The 17,471-nt window shown below is 54.0% G+C and carries 6 protein-coding genes; 3 read left to right on the forward strand and 3 right to left on the reverse strand.

What is annotated here, in order from left to right:
• Window positions 1-9,642 (reverse strand): hypothetical protein (locus tag FYZ48_RS00005; RefSeq protein WP_149336276.1); only part of this gene is annotated, 9,642 nt, incomplete at its 3' end.
• A gap of 778 nt (window positions 9,643-10,420) precedes the next feature.
• Here FYZ48_RS00005 and FYZ48_RS00010 point away from each other — a divergent pair.
• Window positions 10,421-11,656: an MFS transporter gene (locus FYZ48_RS00010; RefSeq protein ID WP_149336277.1), complete on the forward strand. Its 1,236-nt coding sequence runs from the start codon at window positions 10,421-10,423 to the stop codon at window positions 11,654-11,656.
• A 16-nt stretch (window positions 11,657-11,672) separates the two neighbouring features.
• Here FYZ48_RS00010 and FYZ48_RS00015 read toward each other — a convergent pair whose 3' ends face one another.
• Complete coding sequence (locus FYZ48_RS00015) at window positions 11,673-13,232, reverse strand: ArnT family glycosyltransferase (RefSeq protein ID WP_149336278.1); 1,560 nt, start codon at window positions 13,230-13,232, stop codon at window positions 11,673-11,675.
• 223 nt (window positions 13,233-13,455) lie between these two features.
• Window positions 13,456-13,986: a hypothetical protein gene (locus FYZ48_RS00020; protein ID WP_149336279.1), complete on the reverse strand. Its 531-nt coding sequence runs from the start codon at window positions 13,984-13,986 to the stop codon at window positions 13,456-13,458.
• A 268-nt stretch (window positions 13,987-14,254) separates the two neighbouring features.
• Here FYZ48_RS00020 and FYZ48_RS00025 point away from each other — a divergent pair, with 268 nt between their 5' ends.
• Window positions 14,255-14,803, forward strand: coding sequence for an ECF-type sigma factor (locus tag FYZ48_RS00025; RefSeq protein WP_145182526.1), 549 nt, complete (start codon window positions 14,255-14,257; stop codon window positions 14,801-14,803).
• On the forward strand, window positions 14,739-17,336 hold the full coding sequence (locus FYZ48_RS00030) for a serine/threonine protein kinase (RefSeq protein WP_242022268.1): 2,598 nt from the start codon (window positions 14,739-14,741) through the stop codon (window positions 17,334-17,336). Before FYZ48_RS00025 ends, FYZ48_RS00030 begins: the two co-directional genes overlap by 65 nt.
• Window positions 17,337-17,471: the final 135 nt, after the last annotated feature.

The raw sequence follows: 17,471 nt of genomic DNA on the forward strand, positions 1-17,471 counted from the left end.
CAGGGTACCGGTCAGACCGGCCCCGTCGCTCAGGTCGAAGCGGTCGTCCTGCGTTCCCCCGATCAGGTTCTGGAAGTCGGTAAAGTCCAGACGCTCTTCCGGTGGAGTTGCAATCGCATCGCCGGCAATCGTCGGTCGGCCGATGGCCAGATTGTTCCGTTCGGCGATAATGAAGCCTTCATCGTTGGCCGTGATGCCCCAGTAGTTATTGAGGTTCGGGCCTTCCAGCGTGTCGCTGTTGGCTGAGCCGACCAGGTCATTGATGTTGTTAAATCCAGTGCCCCCCGAACCGGTGCCCAGAATGCTACCATTGAGTTCGTAGCCCTGAAAACCATCATCAGTTCCCAGGCCTGCCAGTTGCACGTGTACGGCGTTTGCGTACGTGGTGTAGTCGATGGTATCGTAACCAAAACCTCCATCAATAAGGCCTCGCAGTACATTACTGCCCAGGAAGAAAAATTCATCATCATCCGCCTGCCCGGCCAGAATGGTATTCACACCGACCGGTGTGCTGCTTTGCAGGTAAAAATCATCATTTCCCAAGTGTCCAGCAATGGAAACAAAATTCAGATCCTCCTGCGTCGTCATGTTGACATTAATGGTATCTTCACCCTGTGTAGCCTGAACACCGAGTGTGTCGATGTTGCTGAAGGTCACGTCGGTGCCAGGAGCACTGGTCATTCCCTCGATCGTAGTCGAAGTGATATCAATCGTATCTCCAGTCAGATCGCTCAAATCATATACGCGAAGTGTGTCAGTTCCACTTTCACCGTCCGCATTGACTGTGGCATGGATGTTATCCGCAGTTGTGAAGTAACCGAGCCAGATATAATCATTCCCCAGACCGCCCAACGCGTTCACATTCGTTACCGTTCCGGCAGGCGTGGAACTAATGAAAATTGTGTCATTCCCTGTATCAGTGCCAAACACGTTGTCGCCATCCAGTTCCACATTGATGAGTGTGGTAGCAGAGTCCAGGGCGATCAGTTGGATATCCTCATTCCCGGTTCCCGAGAGGACCCGCAGATCGGTAAAGTCGTCGAACAGCAGATCGGTAAAACCGCCGTTGCCATAGATTCGCGAAACACCATCGCCGGGATTCGCATCATTGTTGATATAGATCCCCGTCGTGTCGGGTGTGGAAGAAGCATCCACATGCAGGCCCCCACCGGTTCCCGAACCGGACAGGCCGACCCCCTCGACGTTACCGAAAGAGAGCCCCAGGTCAATGTCAGTGCCGACAGTGGTGGCCGACACGATATTGCCGCTGCCCAGGCCATCGTCTACATCCGAGAAGTAACCGGCATTGTGATCGGTGATGAAGTTCACATTGATCGCGTCGGTTCCGTTCTTACCGTCGTAGTGAATCGTAATGTCGTTCACATCGTAGGTATTGGGATTGAAAATATCTTCCAGGAAGTAATCCGCGGCGGCATTCAGGTGTGCCCCGTTGGAACCGGGGATGCCTGCAGGAGCGGCTGTGGTAAACATCGGCAGACCGCCTGCGGTTTCGTTGATATTCAACGTATCGTTGTCAGCCGACCCCAGTACGGTGAAGGAGAGAATATCGGCATCGTTACCGGTGAAGAAGTTGCTGCCATTGATGTCGATCAGCAGATTCGTGCCGCCGGCATCCAGACCAACGTCGATCGTGTCGTCGGAAGCGTCTTCGAAGCCGGAGAAGAACATGTCCAGCACCAGGTGGTAGGAGCCAGCCAGGGTATTCACATCCTCAATGCTGCTGTAGCTGACAGGCAGTTCGGTATCGGGAGCCAGGAAGTTAAACGTGCCTGAACCCGGTGCGCCTCCCAGAACCAGCGCGGGATCGGTCACACCACTGAGATCAATATTCAGCGTATCCCCGGGAACCGCCGGTAGTGTGGGATCGCCGCCTACAACAGCAATCGTGGATGTGCTGCTGGGCAGGATGTTGAACGTGTCATCGTCATCACCGCCGGTCACCGTCGTTCCCCCGGGGGCGGAAATACCGCCAACCAGATCGACAGTACCCCCCACGGCATCCGGATCGCCGACACTTGGATCGACGAAGATGCCAATGGTTGTCGCAGCATTGATCTGGGAAGTCGCATCCATGGTGAAGTCATCACCGGCTGTCAGGACCACATCGGCCCCGGTTGATTCGACCGTCACACCGGGGGCAATCGTCAGGTTATCAGTGGCGGCGGGAGAGTCGGTGGCTGTGAGGGTGACTGTTCCGGCTGCCGTCACATTGCTGGCAACGGTCAGTGGGCTGGATGCGGAAACAGTTACGGCACCGTTCGTGGAAGTGACTCCCGACAGGGGAGCCACATCACCAATGATCAAGGCACCAGTATTGCTGATCACGATATCGTTGTTGGTCGTTGAAGCGGACAGTGTGCCGACCGCAGTATCGATGTCACCGATACCAGCGACACCGATCCCATCCAGGGCACTCAGGACTGCCTCATCAGCCGTAATTACGGGTGATTCAGTGGCATTGCTATCGATAATTGGTCCGCCTGTGGCAGTCACAGCAACGGTTCCCCCAACACTTTGCAGGTCGGCAATCCAGACGAAAAGCCCTGATACAGTCAGATAGCCGCCATGGGCATTGACCACGCCTCCACTCGTCTGATTGACGCTTCCCGAAGCGATGGCATCAGCGTTGGCGATCACATTGACAATCGCAGCAGTTGTTGTATCGACTAAAGAACTTCCCGTTAGAAACAGATTGTTATTAGAGAGAATATCAATCTGCCCCCCATTGGTAATTACGCCGGCCCCAATGCTGAGATCAGCTACATTTAACACGGAAATGGTCGAAGCAGCACCTGTAGCTTCGATGTCCTGATAGGTATTCATGGCACCAACATTAAGATCAATGTTGCCTCCAGCTGTTATCCCCACCAGACCATCGACGGTATCGACTTCCAATAAACCAAGTTGACTCAAGTAAATGTCACCGGCGGTCGTATCGGCGGCGATGGTACCAACCGCCAGATCGATGTCCCCTGCTCCCGCAGCACCGATGCCGGTTGCGGCCCGCAGCGCTGCGGTGTCAGCGGTGATGAGAGACGCTTCGGTACCTGTATTATCAGTAATCGCACCGGCGGAGGTTGTGATCTGAACTTCACCGCCGGTATTCAAGTTAGCCAGGGCGATATTGTTGACAGCATCAATGTCGATCAGACCGGTACCCAGACTGGTTACAAGCGATCCGTCTGCCAGATTTACTGCTCCGGCAGAATCGATGTCGATCAAAAAGGCAGCAGCGTTGGAAATTTGTACGGGGCTGTTTAACACAAAGTCACCGCCGAAGTTTTGCAGCTTCAAGGTTCCCGTAGAAGCACTGACATTATCTGAAATCGTCATCGTATCATTCGATCTCAGGTCGACGGCCCCCCCGGTAACTGTGTCACTGATCAACAACGTGCCGGTTGTCGTCAGGAAGACGGAGCTGGCCGCGGCTGTAATACCAGCCAGGCCATCGACCGTGCCGATTTCTAATGCACCGGTGTTGTCAATTGTAAATGCACCACCGGCCACGCTGGTTGCCAGAGTATTGACGTTGGTGTCAATTCCGGTAATACCACCGGGACCACCGACACGCAACGCCGCCCGATCTGCGGTGATCAGCGCATTTCCTGTCAGGTCATTGATGCCGCCGCCGGTAGCCGTCACACGGACTTCACTGGTCGTGGTCACATTTAACGATTCCACATTAAAGAAGGCCGTCAAATCGATCTCGCTGGCACCGGCATCAATCGAACCAGCGGCGCCAAATGTGATGTCCGCTGCAGTAGCCTCAATATCCACGCTACCCGTAGTAGTAAATGCGCCATTGACGTTGACCTGACCGGAAGTCAGGTCCAGGGCTCCCGCTCCAATGTCAACCGTTCCGGTGTTAATGGTATCATCGGTGCCCGCGTTGACTGTCAGATTCGCTGTGAAGGTCGAATCCAGGGGATCGATGTTGATGGCATCAGCGCCACTGCCGCCGGACAGTTCGGTGTTGATCGTCAGCGTCGCAGTGGGATGCACGAAGTTGACTGATTCGCCGAGGTCAGAATCAATCAGTGAAAGCCCATTCCCGGCACCAGCATCGTCGGAGAGTGTGATCGTCTCAGCTGCTCCGGTGAAGGTAAAGATACGATCGGTGGCGGTGATGGTATCATCAATCGGTTCCAGGCCGGTGTAGGTAATCGTGGCGGTCCCTTCGCCATTGTAGAAGACCGAACCATTGTTGTTATCTACAAACTGATGTTCGACGATCGCGGCGGTACCGCCCAGAATCTGCAGTGTGTCGCCGAGCGTTTCACCGCCGGTTCCGCCGTTGAAGGTGATTCCATTCACCGGATCGAACAGTCCACCAGCAGGATTATTGATGATCAGTGTGTCATCGCCGTTCAGACCGTTGAAGGTGAAATCTGTGTTGGCATTGAAATTGATGACCGGCCCGCCGTTGATCTGGTATGTTCCCGAGTTGGCAGTCAGAGCGGTAATAGTCAGCGTGTCATCACCGGCGGTACCATCAACGACAATGCTGCCGCCGAAGGTCAGGCCTTCGATTTCATCAAAGGTCACATCCTGAAATCCACCGGTTGCGGAAATGGTACCGCCATCCAGGCCGTCTGGTGTGAAGGTGGAAGATTCGCCCGCAGGGGTCAGGTAAGTCAGTGAATCGCCAGGGAAAGTGGGAGCGGCTGGATTGCCGCCGACAATGACAATCGTCGTCAGTAAATTCGGATTAACTGTGATGTCATCAATGTCTGTTCCGGAATAGACGGTAAGGTCTTCCAAGCCCTGGAAACCGAAGGCCGTGGCCCCCGCACCACCGACTGTCCCGCTACCGGGTAAGGTGCTGACAATATTGATCGCATCGCCGGTGGTATCGCCGGAATCATCGACAATCAATTCATCCGTACCACCGTTTCCGCTGAAGCTAAATGACGAGCTCTGGATGCCATCAACTGTTCCGCCATCATTGAGGGCGCCGCCGTTACCGTCGATGATAACCTGGTCATCATCAGAGTTTCCGTTCATACTAAATGTGAATAAAGAATCGAATGTGCCATTCAGGTTGGCCACACTCCCGACACCCGGATCCGCATTCGCATAGTCCACAGAAATGCTGATCAATGAAGTATCAGCAATCACGCTGGCAGTGGGATTTACTGTCAGGTTATCGCCAACAAACAAACCTACTAGTGAACCAAGTGACTGCACCTTTTTTCCGGCATCAATCGTCAGATCTTCTCCGGTGAGTAGCGAATCAAAAGTCCTTAACCGCACATAGTCTCCTGCGACGACGTCACTGGAGACCTGCATTGAACCGGTTGTTTCCACATTCACAACTCCGAATCCGGAAGCCACACCCACGAGCGGTGACACGTCACCAATAACCAGATTCCCCGAATTACTGATTACAACTTCATTCTCCAAGGTAAAGGCCGCTAGCGTATTGACTTGAGACTCAAAGTTAGCAGTGCCAAATGAACCGACACCATAATGGGCATCCAACCCTGTCTGAGCGGCGGTGATCAGCGGTGTTTCAGCTGCCGTATTATCCTGAATGGCCCCCTGTGTGGATGTGACCAGGACAATCCCGCCAGCACTTTGCAGATTGGCAATCAAGGCATTCCCACTTGCGTCCACGTCGATTAACCCGCCATAGGCATCGACAAGAGAACCTTCATTTTGTGTGAAGTCACCCCCGCCGAGACCATCTGCGTTTGCCGTCAGGGTGACTGCAGCGGAAGATGTCGTATCGACCAGCGAAGAGGCTCCCAGTGTCAGATCATTATCGGCCAGCAGGTCAATCGCGCCGCCGTTGGTGATCACATTGTTGGTAACATTGATGTCACCGTCAGCGGCCAGGTTAATCGTAGATGCAGCTCCCGTGGCTTCAATCTTCTGGTTGATATCCAGGGTGCCACCAATACTCAGATCGATGTTACCGCCGGCTGTAATCCCCGACAGGCCATTCACAGTACTGACCGTGGTCTGAGAGGGTTCAGACAGATAAACATCACCGCTGGTCGTATTGGCAGCGAGGGTGTTGAGAATCAAATCAATGTCTGCAGCCCCACTACCCCCGATCCCGGTCGCAGCTCGTAAGGCAACACTACCGGCACTGAGGAGTGTGCCTTCCGCAGCGGTATTATCGGTAATACTGCCGGTGGTCGTTGTCAGCTGGACTTCCAGGAAGGTGAAGATCGACGAAAGAGCAATGTTAGTCACTGCATCAATATCAATCAGTCCGATGCTGCTGTGGGTGATTTGACTTCCGTCCGCCATGGTCACGGCGCCGGCGGAATCGATGTCAATCTGATTAGCCGCATTGTTGGAAATGGTCACACCTGAATTCAGGATAAAATCCCCGCCAGTGTTTTCCAGTTCCAGCGCGCCACCTGTGGCAGAGATATTTTCTGCCACCGTCATCGTGTCGGTCGAGGTAATGACGGAAGCCCCGCCGACCGTCACGCCGACCACGGGGCCAATTCCCCCGATCTGCAGGGTGCCGGTATCATCGATGTACAGGCTCCCTGTAATATCTGCTTCCAGATTATTAACGGCCACGTTGAGTTCCGTTCCCACTCCGCCGGCGTTGCCGGTGGCTTCCAGAATCAGCGCGCCAGCGGTAATCAGACTCGGTCCCGTGATGGACCCGTTCGTGGCATCCAGAGCTGCAGTACCGGAGGTAGTCACGGGGGCATTGACGGCAATCGTGCCGGCATTGATGTCCAGGTTGCCTGTTCCGACATTGGTCGCCAAGGTCTGAAAATTGACCGCGTCATCGGTGCCCGCATTGACTGTCAGGTTCGCGCTGAATCCGCCACCTACTCCCTGAATGTTGACTGTATCGGCGCCAGATCCACCGCCGACTTCGGTATTGATGGTCAATGTCGCTGTCGGATTATTAAACGTAGTCGTCTCACCTAAAGTAGAACTGACGTTGGTCTGCCCGGCACCGGCGGAAGTAACGGTAATCGTTTCCGCACCGCCAACGTAGTTTAATGTGACATTCGTCGCGGTAATTGTTGAAGCAATCGGTTCCAGGCCGGTATAGGTAATGAAGTCGGTCCCCGAACCGTTGAGACGCACACCACCATCGCTGGCACTGTCGTACCGGTATTCGACATCGGTAGCGGAACCAGTTACTTCCAGACTGTCAAACCCTCCGCCGGCTCCGCCGTTATAGATTACGTTAATGCCGGATGCGGCCAGAGAGGTATCGACGGTCACGTTGTCATCGCCGGTCCCTCCGTTGATGATCAGCGAACCGCCGGCAATCGAACTGGCGGCGAAGGAGATCGTATGCAGGTCAACCTGCGTTGCTCCAGGAGGCGCCTGGAGGTTTTTACTCGGATCGGTGATTGTGATGATCCCGCCGGAATAGGAAATGGTCATGTTCGTATCGGGATCAGTAGACGAATCCAGTACGAAATCCCCCGCGTTGAAGCTGCCGATCATGTCAGGAAGTCCGAGCGGTACCGACACCCCATATGCAAACGCGCCACCAGACGAACCTGAGGTATGGGAATGATTCGGCGCACCAACAACGATTGAGGAACCACTGATTGAAACTGAAGATCCAAAATAATTGCTACTACCGTTGACGTGCTGAGAGAAGAATTTGTTTTGCTCAGGTGCTCCCCACCCATTCGATCCATCAAAAAGGTAGGCAGCGCCATCATCCCCATAAGCTATATCATCGTATCCAGCCCCGACGACGATCAGATCGCCACTGATCGAAACGGAAGTACCAAATTGATCTTGATAGTAATAATCGGAGGCATACAGCGTTTTAATATTGTTCCAGCCCGCTGATTCAGCCAATACATAGGCAGCACCAGCATCACCATAACCATAGTCGTAACGGGGGCTGCCTACTACCGCGTAGCCATCATCAATGTCAACTGAGTTCCCGAAATCAGAGAAACTCTGGCTGCCGGTAATCCGTTTGAACCCAATCCAGGTGTCGTCGGCCACACCGGGTCCGTTTTGCTGACGCTGATAGAGATAGACTGCACCAACAGCATTATTTTCGTTAGGCGCTCCTACGATGATAGTGCTTTCATCCGCACTGATCGAAACGGAAGTTCCAAAGTAAGCACTTCCATAGAGAACACTGGCTTTCACCTTATCGACAGAACTGGTAGCCCAGTTATCCTCTGTTGAAAAAATGTAAGCCGCTCCCGAGTTTCCAGGAGCCCCCAGAGAATCGTATCGTGCTCCCACCACAGCCGTATTGCCACGAATGGAAACCGAAGTTCCAAAATCCTCATAGGCGCCGGCAGTAGCCAGGTAGGAAGGACGTGAAAGTCGTGCTGTGTAGTTCCAGGAATCATCGCCCGTCCCGATTGTTCCATTATCATTCAGTTTATAAATGTAAGCGGCACCAGGATATGCAGTGTCATTTGCGTTGATCGCTCCGACAATCAGCGTATCTCCGTCGATATCAACAGAGGTACCGAAGCGATCGCTTGTGGGAGAAAAATTATTGGGTGTCAGAAGCGTGGAATGATAAACCCAGGTATCATCGTCCAGCCGCTCAGGTGTTCCCTGATCATTGCGGGCATAGAGATAAACGGCACCAGAATCACCATAAGTTGCGCCCGGAGAACCAGCAGAACCTGCATCTGCCGCGGCAGCGCCTACGACCATCCAGTCCCCATCGACGGCGACCGCATTTCCGGTTAAGTCGTTAGTGTGAGGTGCCGTTGAGCCAGCAGGCACCAGTTCCCCCTGAGAGGTAACTTTGGGAATATTCACAGAAAATGTTGTCTGAGACGCATTCGCTGGAACAAACAACTGAGGAGCGCCATCATCACCCACTTCTGAACCATTGATGGCAATCGTGTACGTACCGTTGTCGGCAATATCCCAGATCCCGCCGGGAGGCGTGACGGTATAAGTCACGGTCTTCGGGCTGCCATTCACGCCGGAGGCTTCGACGGCACTCACCACCAACAACGGACCACCAGGACCGGTGACGGTCACATCATTCACATCAATCGTTGAGACATCAATGGCGGAATCATCACTGTAAGTGATCGTAAAGGAATAGGACGAGTCCCCCACTTGGGCCAATCCTACAGTGGTTATCGATGTACCAGACACAGCGGGAGCAGTGTTCGGGTCAACCAGACTGACACCAAAAGTTCCCATGCTGGTTACGAAGTTATACTGACCATTGACGTTTCGAATTTTATTGGCATTGATATTAACAGAATAAGAACCATTATCAGCGGAATCCCAGGTACCTCCCGGTGCGAGGAACGTATAGCGTACTGTCAGTTGTGGTGAATTGACGCCAGAAAGAGGTGTCGCATTCACAACATTCACGGCACCAGCGGGGCCAGTAATACTGATGGCGGTTGGATCTGAGTAACCAAAGTTAATGGGATACCCCTGATTATCCTGATAAGTAACATCCAGATAAGCACTCGACGATCCACTGGTGATCCCGGTTGGGTTTGTTCTATTGACAGCCAGCGGTGTGAGCAATGTTCGATCTTCCAGAACTTCTGTGGTAGAGATCTGATTGCTGCAGGCGGTCTGCCAGCGCTGGCGGAGAGCCCGACGATCGCGAGAGCGGAAGACGGGACGTTTACGGAGACGAGAGGTGACGTTAGCAAGCCAGTTCGTAAGCAGCATCCTGGTTACTCCTCAGAAGTAAATTTTTCAGCTTAACAATAGGGACGAAATCGATGATGTGACTATCTGATTTCGACAGACCGGGCAGGCTGAATGGATGCTCTTACTCTATATTTCACTTACTCAACGCAGGCCACGCTCTCAACTCATTACTCTTTTAAGTCCCATGTGATCCATTCAGCACAATCATTACATTTAGACCTGTTTACCCAAATCAACTTTTTATTTCTACAAAAAAACTCTCTATTTTCACCTGTTTGAATAAAATTTGTCATTCCACAAGTCCAATGTACAAAAGAACTAAGATATCTTATCAATCAACCATTAAGTGAACATCAACGGTACAAATCAGCGCACATAATACAATTACTTCATATCAATAACTGTCTAAATGAGAGGCTCTGATCGCCACCTGCTTACAGCACCCGAAATGATGAATCGACGCTGATCAGAGCTGAAACCGCGTTGGGGAGCCAGCCTGGAGCCCGACAGAATTCAATGATGTCATACGACTTTTGAACGAGTCACTGTTCCGGGAACAGCTCCGGTCCTAAAATGAGGACTCAGAGCTGGAATGTAGTTGTTGTCCCGTTCTGTGCGAAACCAGGCCGCTTTTACTTCGCACTAACTCCAGAGACAGATGCAGGGCAACACCTCCTACTGCTGAACCTGACGCGCTCGCCCGTGTCTTCCCGATAATGAACCTCAATTGAGAGACACGTACGAAATCAGTCCCCTTTCGCTGCCTCGCAGCGTTGCAAATAGATCCACGAGAGAAATGACGACCCTTTCCCCCACCGAAGCTCCGTCAGCTTCGGAAGCACCAGAGACAGAACATTCATCCGAATCAACTCATTTGAGTAAAGGGCTGACGTTACTGCTGGCGACAACCGTGGGAATGGTGGTCGGCAACCTGTATTACATGCAGCCTCTGCTGGGACTGATTGCAATCGACCTGGGATTGTCGGAGAGTGCTGTCGGTAGTGCAGCGACACTCAGCCTGATTGGCCAGTCATGCGGTATGCTGCTGATTCTGCCCCTGGGGGATATCTTTAATCGACGGCCCCTGATTCTGATCTCGGTGCTGCTCTCCATCTGTGCTTTATTGCTGGTGGCCTCAGCTGATAGTCTTGGCTGGCTCTCCTTCGCCTGCCTGGCCCTGGGTCTGTCGACGACCGGCACACATATGACGATTTCCCTCGCCGCCAGCCTGGCCACTCCCGCAGAACGCGGTCGCGTCGTGGGCACTGTCGTAGGGGGCCTGCTGACGGGGCTGTTGCTTTCGCGGACGATCAGTGGAGTTCTGGGGCGGCTGATTGACTGGCAATCGATTTATTACATCGCAGCCTGCATGTTGACCTGCCTGCTGGCCCTGCTCTGGTATGCGTTGCCCAGCACGAAACCACAGATTCGCATGGGATACATTCCTTTGCTGACTTCGCTATGGAAGCTGTTCACAACAGAGAAAGTCCTCAGGGAATCGTGTGTGTTCGGAAGTTTGAGCTTTGCTGCATTCAGTGCATTCTGGATGACGCTTGTCTTTCACCTGGAGCGTCCGCCCCTGAATTATGGCAGCGACGTCGCGGGGATGCTGGGACTATTGGCCATCGGTGGTGCACTCGCTGCGGGTGGCGTCGGACGCTTGAGTGACCGTTTCGGCGCGCGTCCCATCATAGGCTTGTTCCAGCTGTTTACACTATTCTCCTTTGGAATACTCTACTTTCAGGGAGAAACACTGCTCGGGCTGGGAATCGGCGTGGTTCTGATGGACCTGGGAATCCAGGCCGTGCATGTGGGTAATCAGTCGCGGGTCTACAGTCTCTCTCCCGAAGCCCGTAACCGCCTGGGGACGATTTATATTGTGATCTACTTCGCGGGCGGTGCACTCGGTGCAGCAGTTGGCGTCTGGAGCTGGACCGAATTCGGCTGGGCCGGCGTCTGCAGTTCCAGTGCCCTGTTTATGCTGATGGCTACTCTCTACTGGCTGCTCACCATTCGCCGAAATCGGGTTTGACGATTCGCACGACAGTTCACTTACCGATATTCGCAGGCTGTTGAAAATGAATCAGCGTCGCGCTGTGCCAGGTCTTCTGCTCTGTTTCCACATAGCCGGTCTCCCGGGCAATCGCGCGGATCTGGTTGAGCGAATTCTGGTTCAGGTCGGTATCGGTGGCAGCGGCGACCCAGAACGATCCCGGATCGGTTTTCCAACTATCGAGTAGATTCTGAAAGAAAGCAATCACTCCTGACTGCGGATTCCAGATATATGGCAACGCGTAGCGGGGATGAGGTTCATCTACATAGAACCGACTCACCCGGCAGGCCACGTATTCCAGAAATACCCGATCCTCCGTCAACGCAGGAACCAGGTAACTCTCGGTCAATCCACTCTGGACCAGCAGGGGTTCGCCTGGTTTTGAGTTCTCAGCAATGAAGGCATTCAGTTCCCGCCATTCGTATTCGGTCGGGGATCCGAGCCGCCCCATATCCCAGGGCCCCAGAGGGGACATAAACCAGGCTGCGATGAGTACGACCACCGTTGCCCCCACGGAGGTCATCCAGTGCCGCGTCTGAGTCAGCAGCAGTGCAATAAAACAGGCCCCCGCGGGTGCATAAGCAACGCGATAACGGGGATTGGCCAGACTCGACATCTCTCCCGAGGAAAGTACCGCCAGGATCAGTAACGGGAGCAATGAACAGGTCGCTGTGATCCATAGTTCTGAGCTGGAGACGGGCTGCGCAGAACGACGCTTGAGTGTCATCAGTAGTACGAGACCACCGATCGGCAGGCCGATCCACCAGAACGGGCCGATCAGATTCCAGATCGAGGTATCACTGCCGCTGAAGTTCAGAATCGGTCCCCACAGCTTGAGCCGCAGCAGGGTCGGGATCAGGGGGAGACCGAGCAGAATCACCAGTCCGGCTGCGAGCACAAGTCGACTGAGGGTGGTGCGATTGAGATCGCGTTGCCACCAGCAGCTGACTGCGACCGCGAGCCCCGAGAGAATGACCAGCAGTGCCGATGTGTAATGAGTCCAGAGTAAGGCGATGGAGGAGAAGCTCCAGAACAGTGCCGCTCCCAGCGAACGGGGCTGGCGTTGCCAGCGGATCGTAGCCCAGATCACGGCTGCTCCCAGCATGAGTACGAGTCCGTAACAGCGGGCAATGCGGACTTCATCCATCGCTTCCGGATGCCAGGCGACCATTAACGCAGCCAGACCTCCTGTCAGCGGAGACCGCATTTCCTTCCCCGCCAGCCACGTAATCCAGATCGCGCCCAGAGCACACAGAGCCGAGGAGAGTCGAAACGCCAGTTCCGATTTTCCCAGGACCTTGAGAAACCCGATCTGAATCCAACTGGACAGGGGTGGAATCGCGGCGTAGTCCAGACTCCGCATCAACGAAGAGCCGGGCAGATCGGAATCGATAATCCAGTAGGAACAGTGCTCATCGAGAACCAGCGGTCCGCCTGACAACAGGGGATACATCAGCAGGCACCAGCTCAACAGCGAAAGTGCCAGTAACCCGCGACCGACCAGGGTCAGTCGTTGATCTTCAGTTGATGGCAGCGCCAGTTCTTTTTGCTCCATCAATTCAGGTCCGGAGTACAACAAACAGGTGGGAGCTCATCTCTGGAATGAGCACGATGCGACAGTGTTGTTCAACAGAAAATCAGCGAGGATCATAGTTGCTGATGACTGTTTCAAAGTCTACTTTTTTAACACGTGTCTGGCCCCCTGTCCACCCCTGACAGACAATGGTCTCGGATGTCAGACTCCCCGCGAATTGCACTTCCCCTGTCCGGACTTGTGATTACGCAAACAGTACTCCCAGCAGATAGAAGGCTCCGCCAATCAGCCCGAGCACCAGTGCGGCGACCAGCAGAATAAAAGCCAGGTAAACCAGCGACAGACTCAGACTCAGGGTCATTTTAAGCAGACCTGCCGTGATCCGCGGTGCGAACCATCCGCTACCGGCGACCAGTAACAGCCCCCAGCCCGTGAATTCGTATTGCACACCTGCCACCAGGAACAGGAAGACGCAGATCAGCTTGAGAACCGTACCTGTCCAGGCAGGAACCCAGGTGAAGGCGCCGCTTCCATACTCGATGATGGTCTCGGCCCATTCGGAACCGAAGTCGCCTGCTTCGGCGAAGGCGTCATCCAAAATGCCCGGCCCACTCTGCGAGGGCCGATAGGTCATGCTCAGAGCCTGGTCTCGCTGCTTCTGTTCATGACGGTAATGTTCTGCCCCCAGCGAACTGTAGGTGTTGTCGTAGTATCCGGTTGCTCTTCCCAGCAGGTAATCGCCCAGTTTGTGGTCTGTGGAATCGTAAATCGCCATGTTGATTTCCCCTGAAGGTGTCTGTGACTGGTTGTGTTCCCCTCGTGATAAGCTTGGCGACAGGCTGAGGAAATGTGTGCAATCCGATTGGAAACCTTTTTCGAAATCCAATTTTTTTCTCGTTCCGCCGCTGGTAGAAACGAAATCCGGGGCATTGCGTCCGCTTGAAGCCCCCTTATAATGGGTCACATCAATCAGATAGTGAATTTCTGTTAGCGAGGAACAGAATCCCCCCATCCGATTCATTCGAGAGCAGCAGGCCACACCGATGACCGTACCGCCAGACGGAACCACAAACAGCTGGGATCAATCGATTTACGACCAGCTGCATGGTCTGGCTGAACGGGCTTTAAGTCGCGAAAGTGCAGGACATTCCCTGCAACCCACGCTGCTCGTTAACGACGCGTACCTTAAACTGCAGGAACAGCAGAATCTCGATCCCGCAGATCGATCCCTGATGCTGGCCGCCGGCGCGACCATCATTCGTCGCCTGCTCGTCGATTACGCCCGGCAGCGGAAGCGACTCAAACGGGGAGGAAATGACGGTCGTGGAATTCCGTTGCACATTTCTGTCGCCGATGACGCCAATCAGTTAGACATCCTGGAATTGAATGACGCCCTGGAGACGCTCGCCAGCGAGTTACCCCGGGCAGCCAGGATTGTGGAACTGAAATTTTTTGGTGGTTTGACGGGCGAGGAGATCGCCGAACAGCTGGATGTCTCATTGCGGACAGTCAACAACGACTGGAAGTATGCGAAAGCCTGGTTGTATCGTGAACTCGGCCCGGGCACAGAAAGTGATTCTGCAGATGAGTAATTCACACGCGGAGAAAGTCCAGCAGACATTCCTGGCGGCTTTGGAAGTGGACGATGAGCAACGAGACGCCTGGCTGATTCAGGAATGTGGTTCTGACGAAGCACTGCTCACGGAAGTCAGGTCGCTGTTGAATCACGCCGATCCCTCTGTTGATTTGTTGGAACAGAAGCTGGATGAGGTTGTAGCTGATATACCTCAACTGGATGAAGAAGCGGAACCGGTTGCGACTCAAGAAACAGACGAACCAGAGGAAGATATCGACTGCGATGACTTTCTTTCGAAACTGTCCGAAGTTGGCGTACTCTCACCGGACGAATTTGCATCGGTCAGCGATTCGGTTTCGACAGGAACGCCTCCCCCTGATGCACGGCAGCTGGCTTCGCAACTCGTCACCAACGGCAAGCTGACCTCGTACCAGGCGTCCGCCCTGCTTAAAGGTGAGCCTGAGCTGTTAATCGACAAATACCTGATCCTCGATCTGATCGATGTCGGTGGCATGGGCATGGTCTTCAAAGCCCTGCACCGCACGATGCACCGAATCGTAGCTCTGAAGATGATGTCACAGCAGATGCTGGCTTCGGAAGATCAGGTGCGACGTTTCAAACGGGAAGTCCGCGTTGCTGCAACGCTCGAACATCCGAATATCGTCCGGGCCTATGATGCGGACGAGGCGCGGGGCGTCCATTTTCTGGTGATGGAATATGTGCGCGGCGACAACCTCAGCCGGATCGTGCGTACTTCCGGTCCGCTTTCCCTGAACCAGGCCGTCGACTGTATTCGACAGACCGCGATCGGACTGCAGCACGCACACGAACATGGCATCGTACATCGGGACATCAAACCTGGGAACCTGCTGCTGGATGTTCAGGGAACGGTCAAAATTCTCGATCTGGGTCTGGCACACATTGATGACTCCCTGCGACATACGCCTGCCGGATCCGAAACCACCGATGATGAGAGTGGCCGCCCGTTCGTCAGTCAGTCAGAACTGACGGCAGCCGGTGCGATTCTGGGGACGGCGTCGTTCATGGCTCCCGAGCAGTCTCTGGATGCGCATCTGGTAGACTTCCGATCCGACATCTACAGCCTGGGCTGCACGCTCTATTTCCTGCTGACCGGTGAAGCCCCCTACACCGGAAACACGATCTTTAAAGTCTTCGTCCAACACCGGGAGGGCGACATTCCCCCGTTACAAAAGCAACGCCCGGATGTCCCGGATTCCGTCGCGGCCGTCTTTAAAAAAATGGTCGCCAAGAAACCAGAAGACCGCTATCAGACTGCCCGGGAGCTGATTGTCGCCCTGGAAGACTGTCACATTCCGCCGCCGGTTAAAGAAGTGCCTCAACCGTCCCGAAAGACTGTTGACACCCCATCTGATCCCGGACCGACCATCAGTGATCCGGGGACGATTCAACATGCCGGCTCCTCCAGTTCTGCTCAGAAACATTATCTGCTGGCAGCGGCGTGTGCGATTGTGCTGGTAGGTATCACAGCCTTCCTCTGGCCACGCGAGTCTGATCAACCGGTTGTGCGAACCGACAACGAAAAATCATTTGAGGCCACTGAACCCGTTCCTGCTCTCGTCACAGCGCCAGCTGAACAAGAACAAAAAGCAAATCAGCCAGTCACACCACAGACCTCGCTGGCTGACCTGCTGGCCTCGGGAGAATGGGAATGGCAGGTGACCAAAAACCTGGGCCCCCAGATTAACTCGAATGACTTTGAATTCAGCGGCGATATGACTGCTGATAAATGCACCCTTGTTTTCTCGACAGGCCGCAAGAATCCACAATATGAGAATCGCAATTTATGGATCTCGACACGACCCTCCCAAACTGCAGAGTGGAACACTCCGACTTTACTCCCCGCTGAGATTAACACCGATGGGAATGCAGTATTACCCCAGATCTCGGCAGACGGCTTGCAGCTTTCATTCAAACGAGATGCATACTGGTATCTGTCGACGCGCAAGAGTCTGAATGATCCCTGGCAGGAAGCAATTCCCGATCCCATCGCCGTCGGTGACAGACGCGATTACCGGCTCACCCCTGACGGTTTGACTGCCTTTCGCCCCATCATCATTGCCCCAGATCAGAAATCAGCCAACAAAGAAAGCAGCCTGTGGATCTGGCGGCGCGACGCATTAGACAGCCCCTTTGGGGAACGATCAGAGGAACCACTGCCCGTTGACCAAAGGATTGGTAATGTTGGTTCCCTGAGCAATGATGGACGGTTCTATCTCTTCTATCAAAAAGAAGATTGGGAAGATGATCAGGATGAAGCCTTGAGTAAGCTGCACTACTCAACTCGTCCCGACTGGAATTCGGCATGGTCAGAGCCGGTTCTGGCTTTTAAGGACGATCCCAATCCTTCGGGACGTCCCCGGTTATTGCGGGATGGCAGAAGCTTTCTGTTTGTTGCCGGCCGACCCACTGGTTATGGGGCCAGCGACCTCTGGCTGGCTGAACTGGTCCGCAAAACGCCTGAGGCGGAGACCAGCGAAACCACGGACACCAGCCCAGCTGAAGAGTAGGTTTGGTCGGTTGTGACGATTTCGCGCTTTGAACCACAGAGCCGGAAACCGGCGATCGCTTTCCTGTACAGTGGAATTCGGGTACCTTGTGGATCTATCGGATTCAGCTGATCCACTACCCATTTACAACAGGAG

Origin of the sequence: Gimesia chilikensis, assembly GCF_008329715.1 — a bacterium.
In the GTDB taxonomy this organism is placed as follows: domain Bacteria; phylum Planctomycetota; class Planctomycetia; order Planctomycetales; family Planctomycetaceae; genus Gimesia; species Gimesia chilikensis.

Bases quoted from the DNA above. Each gene is read 5' to 3' on its own strand.
- FYZ48_RS00030 (WP_242022268.1), top strand. From the start codon at position 14,739: ATGCGAAAGCCTGGTTGTATCGTGAACTCGGCCCGGGCACAGAAAGTG.
- FYZ48_RS00020 (WP_149336279.1), bottom strand. From the start codon at position 13,986: ATGGCGATTTACGATTCCACAGACCACAAACTGGGCGATTACCTGCTG.
- FYZ48_RS00010 (WP_149336277.1), top strand. From the start codon at position 10,421: ATGACGACCCTTTCCCCCACCGAAGCTCCGTCAGCTTCGGAAGCACCA.
- FYZ48_RS00015 (WP_149336278.1), bottom strand. From the start codon at position 13,232: ATGGAGCAAAAAGAACTGGCGCTGCCATCAACTGAAGATCAACGACTG.
- FYZ48_RS00025 (WP_145182526.1), top strand. From the start codon at position 14,255: ATGACCGTACCGCCAGACGGAACCACAAACAGCTGGGATCAATCGATT.